Raw genomic sequence first — 11,252 nt, 5'->3', positions numbered from 1 at the left:
GGGGGGGTGCTGGGGCGGTCGTCGACCACGGGTGGGCCTCCACGAGGTGGGACAGGGGTGAAGCACGTCACTCGTGTCGAAGGACGGCCGATGCGCAGCCAACCGGGTGGTGGTCGTTGCGTCAAGTACCGATTCACTAACAGCCTGTGTTCACCTGGGGTGGTCCTGGGGGCTCGCCGTGAGTGCCGGACGGTGCCCCGGGGCACCGACTGCCCGCCACGCCCGGCTTCGTAGAGTGGCGGCGTGCCCCACCGCCTCCGCCGACGCCTGCCGACCACCGCCCTCGCCGTCCTGCTCGGCGCGGGCGCGGGCGTCGGTGCGGGCGTGGCGGGGGTGACGGCGGCGGCCGCGCCCGCGGCGGCGCACGACCGGCTGCAGTCGACGCTGCCCGCCGACGGCGCCACGCTCGAGGTCGCCCCGGACCGCGTCGAGCTGGTCATGTCCTCCGACCCGCTGGGCCTCGGCACCCAGGTCCAGGTGACCGGACCCGCCGGGGTCGTGTCCACGGGCCAGGCGCAGGTCGTCGACGACACCGTGACGCAGGCGCTCGCGGCGGACCGCCCCGCGGGGACCTACGAGGTCCAGTGGCGCATCACGTCCTCCGACGGGCACCCCGTGTCCGGGTCGTTCCGCTTCACCACGACGGCCGCGGGCGCCGCGCCGGCCGCCACCCCGACGACCACGCCGTCGCCGACGTCCACCTCGCCCGCGGCGCCGGCGCCCGGCGCGCCCGCGAGCAGCCCGGCCGTCGACCCCGTCGCGGGCACGGGCACGTCCTCACCGCTCGTCACCGCGGGCGTCCTGGCGCTGTCCGTGCTGGCCATCGTGGGCGTCCTGGTGGGCGTGCGGCGACGCCGGGGTGGCGGCTGAGCTCAGGCGCGGTCGGCGCGGGAGGCGCGGTCCAGGCGCACGTCGAGGACCCACAGCACGACCGTGACCACGGCGAACACGAGACCCGCGGCCGTCACGGCCGTCCAGCCGCCGTGCGTCCAGGCCGCCGAGCCCACGGCCGAGCCGAGCGCGCCCCCGACGAAGTAGGTCGTCATGTACGCCGAGTTCAGCCGGGACCGGGCTTCCGGCGCGAGCGCGTAGATGACGTTCTGGTTGGTGATGTGCACGGCCTGCAGCGCCAGGTCGACGAGGAAGGCCCCCACGAGGAACAGGGGCAGCGACCGGGTCGAGCCGCCCAGCAGCAGCCACGACAGCACGAGCAGCCCGGCGCCCACGCCCGTCACGAGCGTCCCGCGGCCCGCGTCGTTGAGGCGGCCCGCGACCGTGGCCGCGAGCGCGCCGCCGACGGCCGCGAAGCCGGCGAGCCCGATCTGCGCGTCGCTGAGCCGGAACGGCGGGCCCGCGAGCAGGAACGTCATCGAGCTGAACAGGACGGCGACGGTCGCGAAGCCCGCCGCGCCCAGCAGGGCCCGCGAGCGCAGCCGCGGCCGGCTGCGCACGAGCGCGACGACCGAGCGCAGGGCCGCGCCGTAGCTGCGGGCCTCGCGCGGCCGGCTGACGGGCAGCCGACGGTGCAGCACGAGGGCCAGCACGAGCAGGCCCGCGGCGACGACGGCGTAGGGCAGGTGCCAGCCGCCGAGGTCGGCGAGGACGCCGGAGAGGCTGCGGGCCAGCAGGGCCCCGACGAGGAGTCCGCTCATCACCGTGCCCACGGCGCGCCCGACCTCGCCCGGGGGCACGAGCTCCGCCACGAACGGCACGAGCACCTGGGCCGCCACCGAGAACGCCCCCGCGACGGCCGTCCCGACGAGCAGCCACGGCAGCGACGGGGCGAGCGCGCTGACGGCGTGCCCCGCGGCGGCGAGCAGCGTGAGCACGGTGAGCAGGCGCCGCTTCTCCAGCACGTCGCCGAGCGGCACGATCAGCAGCAGCCCGAGGCCGTAGGACACCTGGGCCACCGTCACCGTCGCGGCCGCGGCGCCCTGGCTCGTGCCGAGGTCGGCGGCGATCGTGGCGAGCAGGGGCTGGTTGACGTAGTTGCCGCCGACCGTCAGCCCGGTGGCCACCGCCATCACGAGCAGCAGCGCCCGGTCCGCCCGGCGGGGGCCGTCCGCTGCGCCCGCGCCCTTCGTGGTCTCCTGCGCTGTCACCCGCCCACTCTCGTGGACGTCCGCGCGCGGCGCCGACGCGGGTCGGCCGCGAGGCCGCGGTGGCGGGCGCCGCCGGGGTCAGGCCGGCGCGACGTCCGGGATGGTGCCGAGCCCGTCCGCGAGCGGGATCGCCGCGAGCAACCGCTGCGTGTACGCCTCCTGCGGCGCGGACCAGACCTGCTCGGTCGGCCCCTCCTCCACGACCCGCCCGGCCTGCATGACGACGACGCGGTCGGCGATGAGCCGCACGACCGAGAGGTCGTGGCTGATGAAGAGCAGCGACGTGTCGGAGGCCAGCGCCACGTCCCGCATGAGCGTCGCGACCTGCGCCTGCAGCGAGGCGTCGAGCGAGGCGATGGGCTCGTCGCCGATGAGCAGGTCCGGCCCGGTCGCCATGGCGCGGGCGATCGCGATGCGCTGCCGCTGCCCGCCGCTGAACTGGTGGGGGTAGCGGGTCCGCAGGGCCGGGTCCAGCCCCACGCTGCGGAGGAGGTCGTCGACGGACGGCGCCGTGGCGGGGTGGATGGCGCGCGCGTCCTGCAGCTGGGCCGCGACCCGCCGTCGCGGGTTGAGCGAGGCGTAGGGGTTCTGGAACACCATCTGCAGGCGCAGCAGCTGCGCCGGGCGCTTGCGCAGCCCGTAGGGGGTGATGGGCGTCCCGTCGAAGGTGGCGCGACCGCCGGCCGCCGGCACCAGGCCGCACGCCAGCTTCGCGAGCGTCGACTTGCCGCACCCCGACTCCCCCACCAGCCCCACGACCTCGCCGGGACGCACGCGGAAGCTCGCCCGGTCGACGGCCGTGACCGTCGGGCGCCCGGGCCGCCCGTAGCGGACCGTCACCTCGTCGAAGACGAGCTCGCCGGCCATCAGGGCCTCCCGCCGGTCGGGCGCGGGCGGTGGTCGGGCAGCGCCTCGACCAGGTCGCGCGTGTACGGGTGCTGCGGGTCGCGGATGACGTCGTAGCGCGGGCCGTGCTCGACGACCCGGCCGTGGCGCATGACGACGATCGTGTCGGCCAGCGCCGACATCACCGCCAGGTCGTGCGTGATGAGCAGGACGGTCAGCCCCAGCTCGTCGCACAGGTCGCGCAGCAGGCGCATGACCCCGGCCTGGACGGTCACGTCCAGCGCCGTGGTGGGTTCGTCGGCCACGAGCACCGACGGGCGGCACGCGATGGCGATGCCGATCGCGATGCGCTGCAGCTGGCCCCCGCTGAACTCGTGCGGGTACTTGCGCAGGGCCTGCGCGGGGTCGGGCACGCGCACCTGCTCGAGGACCTCCAGGGCGCGCGCCCGCGCCTGCGCCCGGCCCAGGTGCAGGTGGTGGCGGACGTGGTCGGTCAGCTGGCCGCCGATGGAGATCATCGGGTGCAGGCTGGCCGTCGGGTCCTGGAACACCATGGCGAGCTCCTCGCCGCGCAGCGCGTTGTGCTGCCGCGCGCTGAGCGTCAGCAGGTCCGTGCCGCGGAACTCGATGGAGCCGCCCAGCACGGAACCCGCGGGGGGCAGGCCCAGCACCGTCATCCCGGTGAGGGTCTTGCCCGACCCCGACTCGCCCGCCAGGCCGGTGACCTGGCCGGCGGGGGCCACGAGGTCGACGCCGTCGAGGATGCGCTGCCCGCGCAGCTCGAGCGTGAGGCCGCTGATCCGCAGGCCGTCCGCGTCGCTCACAGGGCCCTGCTCCCGACGGCCTTCTGCATCCGCGGGTCCAGCGCGTCGCGCAGCGCGTCGCCGATGAAGTTGAACGCCAGCACGATGCTGCAGATGGCCAGGCCCGGGAACGCCGCGACCCACCAGGCCGTGAAGTTCTGCACGCCGTCGGAGACCATCAGGCCCCACTCCGGGGTGGGCGGCACGGTGCCGAGCCCCAGGAACGACAACCCCGACAGCAGCAGGATCGCGTTGCCGAAGTCCAGGGTCGTGAGCGCGAACACCGGGCCGGCCACGTTCGGGACGACGTCGCGGCGCAGCGACGTGAACCAGCCGATGCCGAGCAGGCGCCCCGCCACGACGAACTCCCGGTCCCGCGCGCCCAGCACGAGCGAGCGGGTGACGCGCGCGTACTGCGGCCAGGTGACGACGAGCATGGCGATGACGGCGTTGGTCAGGCTCGGCCCCAGCGCGGCCGCCACGACCATCGCCAGGATGATCGTGGGGAAGGCCAGGACGAGGTCGGCGAGGCGCATGACGACCTCGTCGACGACGCCGCCGAGCAGCCCGGCCACCGCCCCGAGCAGCGACCCGACGGACGCCGACAGCGCCACGAGCAGCAGGGACAGCGGGATCGAGATGCGGGCCCCCGCGATGACGCGGGACAGCACGTCGCGGCCCAGGCTGTCGGTGCCGAACCAGTGGGCCGCGGACAGCGGCGCGAGCCGGTCCGGGGACTGCGCCAGCGGGTCGGCGGGCTGCAGCAGCGGCCCGAGCACGACGACGAGGAGCCAGCCCGCGGCGACGACGACGCCGACCACGGTGAGCGGTGAGCGCAGCGCCTCGGGGACGCGGCGGCGCGGGCGGGTGGTGGTGCTCACGAGGGTCACTGCCGCCTCACCCGGGGGTCGATGACCGCGTACAGCAGGTCGACGACGAAGTTGATCGTGATGTAGGTGACGCCGACGACGAGCCCGACGCCCATGACCGCCTGCAGGTCCAGGCGCGTCGCGGCCTGGTAGGCGTACTGGCCGAGGCCGTGCCACACGAAGACGGTCTCGGTGAGCACCGCGCCGGACAGCAGCGACCCGAAGCTCAGCCCGACGACCGTGAGGATCGGCAGCAGCGCCCCGCGCAGGACGTAGCGGAAGGTCACGACGCGGCCCGGGAGCCCCTTGGCCCGCGCGGCCGTGACGTACTCCTGGTTCAGGACGTCCAGCACCGCGGAGCGGGAGAACCGGGCGAGCAGGCCGACCGTGTAGAGCGTCAGCACGAGCCCGGGCAGCAGGAGGTGGGCGAGGGCGTTGACGAACGTCGCGGTCTGCCCCGCGAGGAGGCTGTCGACCGTCATGAACCCCGTGACCTGCGGCGGCGGGACGAGCTGGGTGTCGAGCCGCCCCGAACCCGGGAACCAGCCCAGGCGGTAGAACCCGACGTAGAACACGACGAGGGCCAGCCAGAACGTCGGGGCCGAGATGCCGACGAGGCTGACGACCCGGACGACGTCGTCGGCGAACCGGCGGTGGCGCAGCGCCGCGAACACGCCGATGCCGACGCCGACGACGACGGAGACGAGCAGGACGAACAGCGCGAGCTCGGCCGTCGCGGGGACGGCCTCGCGCAGGTCGTCCAGGACGGGCCGGCGGGTCTGCGCCGACGTGCCGAGGTCGAGGTGGAGCAGCCGCTGCAGGTACAGCAGGTACTGCTCGGGCAGCGAGCGGTCCAGCCCCAGCTCGCGGCGGAACTGGGCGACGACCTCGGGGTCGGCCGCGGCCGCGTCGCCGAGCACGGCCGTCACCGGGTCCGCCGGCACGAGGTTGGTCATGACGAACGTCACGAGGGTCACGCCCCACACGAGCAGGACGCTGATCCCCAGCCGGATCGAGACGTAGCGCAGCAGCGGGTGCCGCCCGCGGCGCGGGGCCGGCGGGACGGTGGCGGCCCCGGCGACCTCGGCCGTCAGCGGCTCACCGGACCGCGGCAAGGTCCATCGTCCAGATCGGGTTGAGCTCGACGCCCTCCAGGCCCGCCGCCGTGACGACGTTCTGGGCGGGCTGGACGATCGGGACGAAGGGGCCGGAGACGTTCATCTGCCGCTGCAGCGCCTCGTAGGCGGCGCCGCGCGCCTCGGGTCCGGAGGCGGCCTTCGCCGCGTCGACCAGGGTCACGACCTCGCCCGCCCCCGCGCTCTGCGGCGTCCAGCCGGCGCGCAGGCCGACGTTCTGACCGGGCGTGAACGCCAGGTAGTTCGACGGGTCCGGGAAGTCCGGGCCCCAGTAGGCCAGGCCCGCCTGGAACTCCCCGCTGCGGAAGCTGTCCAGCGACGTCGCCGAGGGCTTGGGGGCGAGCGCGATCGTGATGCCCACGGCCTTCAGCTGCGACTGGATCGCCTGCGCCAGGATCTGCAGCTGGACCCCGCTGACGGCCACGTCGTTGGAGAAGAGGAACTGGATCTCCTGGCCGTCGTAGGAGGACCGGCCGAGCAGGTCCTTCGCGGCGGCGACGTCGTAGGTGTTCGAGGGGTCCTGCGCCAGCGTGCCCACGAACTGCGAGGGGACGACGCCACCGGGCTGGACCGAGCCCGCGCCCGCGAGCTCGCCGAGCTGGGCGTAGTCGAGGGCGTGGCGCACGGCCTGGACGAACAGGGGGTCCGAGACCGGGCCGCCGAAGCGCGGGTCGGTGTTGAACCAGCCGAAGATCATGTACGCCGAGGCCTGGCTGATGACGGCGGTGCGCCCGCCCGCGAGGCCGGAGGCCTCCTCGGCGTTCAGGTCGGTCGCGATCTGGGCGGTGCCGGACTGCACGTTGATCTTCTGCGTCGCCGGGGGGACGTTCTCCAGCACGATCCGCGAGTACGTCGGCTTCGTGCCCACGAACGCGGGGTTGAGCTTGAGCGTCACCTGGCTGGTCACGTCGAGGGTGTCGATCTGGTAGGCCGCGGACCCGGCCGACTGGCCGTTGAGGAACGTCTCGGCGCCGTCGGAGTCGTCGGTCGTGCCGCCGTTGGCCTTGACCAGCTCGGAGTTGAGGATCCCCAGGGACGGGTTGGGCAGGATCGAGGGCAGCGCGGGGTTCGCGTCGGCGCTGACCAGCTCGACGGTCGCGGCGTCGACCTTGCGGACCTCCACCCCGTCCAGGAGGAACGACGGGTTCCCCTTGATGCCCTGCAGGCGCTGGTAGGAGAAGACGATGTCGTCGGCGTCGACGAGGGAGCCGTCGGCGAACTTGTGCTCGCCCTCGATCTTCAGCGTCACGACGCGCGCGTCGTCGGAGATGGTGAAGCTCGCGATCTGCGGCACGGGCGTGCTCACGTCGGAGCCCTGGAAGGTCAGGGCGGTCTCGTAGGTCTGCCGGTTGAGCAGCGCGCCCGTGAGCTCGAACGACCGGGCGGGGTCGGCGGTCTTGAGGTCGAACGCGTTGTCCACGACGAGCGCCGCACCCGCCGCGGGAGCCTCCCCCGAGCCCCCGTCGTCGGAGGAGCAGGCGACCAGGGTCGCCGCCGAGGCGGCGCCCGCACTGGCGAGGAGGAAGTGGCGACGCCGCATCGTGGTTCAGCTCCAGGGTCCGGGGGACGAGGGTGCCCGGCACGCGCGGCGGGGAGCCGGGCGGCGAGCCGGGTCAGTGTGGCACCCCCTGGTTACCGCGGTGTTTCCCCTGCAGCGCCCGTTCCGGCCGCGACACGCCGGAGGGCGGCCGCAGCCCGTGGCCGCGACCGCCCTCCGGGGACGAGGTGGATCAGGCGACGATGAGCCCCGCGGTGCGGGTGCGGGCCGTCTCGAAGCGCTGAGCGGCGTCGGCCCAGTTCACGACGTTCCACCAGGCCTTGATGTACTCGGGGCGCACGTTGAGGTAGTCGAGGTAGTAGGCGTGCTCCCACACGTCCAGCAGCACGATCGGCACGAGGCCGAGCGGGATGTTGCCCTGCTGGTCGTACAGCTGGACGACGATCAGCTTCTGCCCGATCGAGTCCCACGCGAGGATCGACCAGCCCGAGCCCTGCACGCCCGCCGCGACGGCGGAGAAGTGCGCCTTGAACTTGTCGAACGACCCGAACTGCTCGGTGATCGCCGCGGCCAGCTCGCCCGTGGGCTCGCCGCCGCCGTCGCCGGACATGTTCGGCCAGAACGCCGAGTGGTTGATGTGCCCGCCGAGGTTGAAGGCGAGGTTCTTGGTGTGCAGGTTCACGGTCGCGAGGTCGTCGGCGTCGCGCGCGGCGGCCAGCTTCTCCAGCGCCGTGTTGGCCCCGGCCACGTACGTCGCGTGGTGCTTGTCGTGGTGCAGCTCCATGATCTTCCCCGAGATGTGGGGCTCGAGCGCGGAGTAGTCGTAGGGCAGGTCCGGCAGCGTGTACTCGGCCATCGTGTGGTCGTCTCCCTCGTCCTCGGATGAGCGTCCAGCGAGCGTTCCGACCGGGCCGGGACGCCTCGCTCCGTGACCCTCGCGCAGCGGTGGGCGCCGCGCAACCGGCCACCCGCAGGGTCTCACCGCGTGATCGCCACGACCCGCGCGGGGGTCGGGCCGGCCGTGCTCCCGCCCCGCCGGGCCTGCCTAGGCTGGCGTCATGACCCCGAGCGCCGCGCCCGGCCCCGTCGTCGGCTTCGACCTGGACATGACGCTCGTCGACTCCCGCGAGGGCATCGCCGCCACCCTGCTCGCCGTCCTCGGCGAGGCCGGTGTCGACGTCACCGCCGAGCAGACGTTCCCCTACGCCGGGATGCCGCTGGAGCTGATCCTCGCGGGCCTCGCCCCCGGGCTGGACGACGCGCGGCTGCCGGCGCTGACCGCCCGCTACCGCGAGCTGTACCCCGCGCTCGGCGTCGACTCGGTGCGCTCGTTCCCCGGCGCCGCGGCGGCGCTCGCGGCCCCCGCCGTCCACGGGGGGCGCAGCGTCGTGGTCAGCGCGAAGCACGCGCCGAACGTGCACCGCGTGCTCGCCGCCGCGGGGCTCGCCGGCGGCGTCGACCCCGCCGACGTCGCGGGTGACCTCTTCGCCGAGGCCAAGGGCGCGCGGCTCGCCGAGCTGGGTGCGACCGCCTACGTCGGCGACCACCCGGGCGACGTGCGGGCCGCCCGCGCGGCCGGGGCCGTCGCGGTGGGCGTGAGCACCGGGGCGCACGACGCCGCGGCGCTGACCGCGGCCGGCGCGGACGTCGTGCTCGCCTCCCTGGACGCCTTCCCGGCGTGGCTCGCGGGACACGCCGCCGGGCTCGCCGGGGACGCGCCGGCCGAGGTGTCCGGCGAGGTGTCCGGCGAGGTGTCCGGCGGGGTGTCCGGCGGGGCGGACGGCGACCGGGCGCGCCCGGGGGTCGGCCGCCGTTAACCTGGTGAGGTCGGCGCGCCCGTGAGCACGGGCGCCGCCGCCACCGACGAGTACAGGACGCACCCCAGGGCCTGCGCCGCGGCCACCGCCGCAGCAGGCCCGCGAACGAGAAGGTTCCCGTGCCCACTGGCAAGGTCAAGTGGTTCGACGCCGAGAAGGGTTTCGGCTTCCTCGCCGCCGAGGACGGCAAGGAGGTCTTCGTCCACGGCTCCGTGCTGCCCGCCGGCACGACGACCCTGACGAAGGGCACCCGCGTCGAGTTCGGCCTGGTCCAGGGCGAGCGGGGCACCCAGGCGCTGTCCGTGCGCCTGCTGGACCCGCTGCCCTCGGTCGCCCGGGCCACCCGCAAGCCCGCCGACGACATGGTCCCGATCGTCGAGGACCTCATCAAGCTCCTCGACGGCGTCTCGGGCACCCTGCGCCGCGGCCGCTACCCCGACAAGGGCGGTGCCCGCAAGATCGCCTCCGTGCTGCGCGCGGTGGCCGACGACCTGGAGACGGGCGCGTGAGCGAGACCACGTCGGCGACGCGCGCGCGCCGCGCCCGCAAGCCCGTCCTCGACAGCGTCTCCGCCGCGGCGCTCGACCTCGCCCGCGCGGCCGCCGAGGAGGTCGCCGAGCCCGGCACCGTCGGCGAGCACCTCGGCGTGACGGCCGAGGGCGACCGGATCGTCACGCACGCCTTCGCGGCGACGCTGCCCGGCTACCGCGGCTGGCAGTGGAGCGTCACCGTCAGCCGCGCCTCCCGCGCCAAGAACGTCACCGTCAGCGAGGTCTGCCTGCTGCCCGGCGACGGGGCCCTGCGGCCACCGGTGTGGCTGCCGTGGTCCGAGCGCATCGCCCCCGGCGACCTGGGCACCCAGGACACGCTGCCCCGCAAGGCGGACGACCCCCTGCTCGAACCGGGCTACGAGGCCACGGGCGACGAGGAGGCCGACCGGCTCGCGCTCTGGGAGCTGGGGCTGGGACGCGAGCGCGTGCTGTCGCTGCTGGGCCGCGACGAGGCCGCGACGCGCTGGTACGCGGGCGACCGCGGCCCGCGCGCGGAGATCGCCGAGCACGCGAAGGCCCCCTGCTCGACGTGCGGGTTCTTCCTGCTGCTCGCCGGCTCCCTGCGCCAGGTGTTCGGCGTGTGCGCCAGCGAGTGGTCGCCCGAGGACGGCCGCGTCGTCAGCGCCGACCACGGCTGCGGCGCGCACAGCGAGACCGACGTCGAGAGCGAGGTCGAGGCGCCCTCCGCGCCGCTGATCGACGACCTGGCCCCCGACGGCCTCGAGCTGATCCGCACGGGCGGCACCGACGTCGACGAGGCCCCCGCCGACGAGGGCCCGGTCGAGGCGGCCGAGGCGGCCGCGTCCGACGGCGCCGAGCCGGACGCACCCGCCACCCCCGCCGACTGACCTCCGTGACCCGGCCCGGGTGCACCCGGTGACGGCGCACCCGGTGACGGCGGACCCCTTCGGCACCGCCGCGGTGCGTGAGCGGGTCCTCGACGCCTGGGCGGCCTCGGCCGCCCGGCTGCGCGAGGACGCCAACGCCGAGGAGGACGCGGCGCTCGGCGGCTACCGCGACCGCCTCGTCGTCGAGCTCGCGCAGAACGCGGCCGACGCCGCGGCGTCCGCGGGCGTCGAGGGGCGGCTCCTGCTGCACCTGGACCCCGACGGCCCCCGCGGTCCGCGGCTGCTGGCCGCGAACACCGGTGCGCCGCTGGACGCCGCCGGGGTCGAGGGGCTCGCGACGCTGCGCGCCTCGGCCAAGCGCGACGACGGCGACGCCCTCGTCGGACGCTTCGGCGTCGGCTTCTCCGCCGTCCTGTCGGTCACGGACGACCCGGCCGTCATCGGCGACGGCGGCGGGGTCCGCTTCTCCCGCAGCGCGACCCGGGAGCTCGTCCGGTCGCGCGCCGCCTCCGCCCCCGCGCTGGGCGCGGAGCTCGACCGGCGCGCGGGCCACGTCCCCGTGCTCCGGCTGCCCTTCCCCGCGACCGCCGAGGCCGTGGGCGGCGTGCCCGCGGGCTACGACACCGTCGTCGAGCTCCCCCTGCGCGACGCGGACGCGGTGAGCGTCGCTACCACCCTGCTCGAGGCCGCCGACGACGTCCTGCTGCTGGCCCTGCCCGCCCTCGCCGAGGTCGTCGTCGAGCTGCCCGGCCGGGAGCGCCGCGTGCTGCGCGACGTCGGCC

General features: G+C 75.2%; 12 protein-coding genes. 5 read left to right on the top strand and 7 right to left on the bottom strand.

What is annotated here, in order from left to right:
- Positions 1 to 243 precede the first annotated feature (243 nt).
- A complete protein-coding gene (locus tag GTR02_RS14975; RefSeq protein WP_166608296.1) occupies positions 244 to 870 on the top strand; it encodes a copper resistance protein CopC in 627 nt (208 codons plus the stop codon).
- Between the two features lie 2 nt (positions 871 to 872).
- Here GTR02_RS14975 and GTR02_RS14970 read toward each other — a convergent pair whose 3' ends face one another.
- From GTR02_RS14970 to GTR02_RS14940, 7 genes are all read right to left on the bottom strand, one after another.
- Complete coding sequence (locus tag GTR02_RS14970) at positions 873 to 2,024, bottom strand: MFS transporter (RefSeq protein ID WP_166608298.1); 1,152 nt, start codon at positions 2,022 to 2,024, stop codon at positions 873 to 875.
- Between the two features lie 156 nt (positions 2,025 to 2,180).
- On the bottom strand, positions 2,181 to 2,969 hold the full coding sequence (locus GTR02_RS14965; protein WP_166608295.1) for an ABC transporter ATP-binding protein: 789 nt from the start codon (positions 2,967 to 2,969) through the stop codon (positions 2,181 to 2,183).
- A complete protein-coding gene (locus GTR02_RS14960) occupies positions 2,969 to 3,772 on the bottom strand; it encodes an ATP-binding cassette domain-containing protein (RefSeq protein ID WP_166608294.1) in 804 nt (267 codons plus the stop codon). Before GTR02_RS14960 ends, GTR02_RS14965 begins: the two co-directional genes overlap by 1 nt.
- Entirely contained in the window at positions 3,769 to 4,632 is an 864-nt protein-coding gene (locus GTR02_RS23305) for an ABC transporter permease subunit (RefSeq protein ID WP_166608293.1), read from the bottom strand. The genes GTR02_RS14960 and GTR02_RS23305 overlap by 4 nt, the downstream gene beginning before the upstream one ends.
- Before the next feature lie 5 nt (positions 4,633 to 4,637).
- Entirely contained in the window at positions 4,638 to 5,735 is a 1,098-nt protein-coding gene (locus GTR02_RS14950) for an ABC transporter permease (RefSeq protein ID WP_205709341.1), read from the bottom strand.
- Positions 5,719 to 7,296: an ABC transporter substrate-binding protein gene (locus tag GTR02_RS14945; RefSeq protein WP_166608292.1), complete on the bottom strand. Its 1,578-nt coding sequence runs from the start codon at positions 7,294 to 7,296 to the stop codon at positions 5,719 to 5,721. The genes GTR02_RS14950 and GTR02_RS14945 overlap by 17 nt, the downstream gene beginning before the upstream one ends.
- Positions 7,297 to 7,486: 190 nt before the next feature.
- A complete protein-coding gene (locus GTR02_RS14940) occupies positions 7,487 to 8,110 on the bottom strand; it encodes a superoxide dismutase (RefSeq protein WP_166608291.1) in 624 nt (207 codons plus the stop codon).
- Positions 8,111 to 8,312: 202 nt separating this feature from the next.
- Here GTR02_RS14940 and GTR02_RS14935 point away from each other — a divergent pair, with 202 nt between their 5' ends.
- From GTR02_RS14935 to GTR02_RS14920, 4 genes are all read left to right on the top strand, one after another.
- The gene (locus tag GTR02_RS14935) at positions 8,313 to 9,071 is read left to right on the top strand and encodes an HAD family hydrolase (RefSeq protein WP_166608290.1); all 759 of its coding nucleotides are present in this window, start codon (positions 8,313 to 8,315) and stop codon (positions 9,069 to 9,071) included.
- Between the two features lie 119 nt (positions 9,072 to 9,190).
- Complete coding sequence (locus GTR02_RS24950) at positions 9,191 to 9,580, top strand: cold-shock protein (RefSeq protein ID WP_166608289.1); 390 nt, start codon at positions 9,191 to 9,193, stop codon at positions 9,578 to 9,580.
- Positions 9,577 to 10,470, top strand: a complete 894-nt coding sequence (locus tag GTR02_RS14925; RefSeq protein ID WP_166608288.1) for a DUF3027 domain-containing protein — start codon at positions 9,577 to 9,579, stop codon at positions 10,468 to 10,470. Before GTR02_RS24950 ends, GTR02_RS14925 begins: the two co-directional genes overlap by 4 nt.
- Before the next feature lie 43 nt (positions 10,471 to 10,513).
- The coding region (locus GTR02_RS14920; protein WP_240895767.1) for a sacsin N-terminal ATP-binding-like domain-containing protein at positions 10,514 to 11,252 on the top strand (739 nt) is incomplete at its 3' end.

Origin of the sequence: Kineococcus siccus, assembly GCF_009906795.1 — a bacterium.
Lineage (GTDB): Bacteria > Actinomycetota > Actinomycetes > Actinomycetales > Kineococcaceae > Kineococcus > Kineococcus siccus.
Note: the sequence above shows the minus strand (reverse complement) of the source record. Positions and strands in the feature narration are given on the sequence as shown.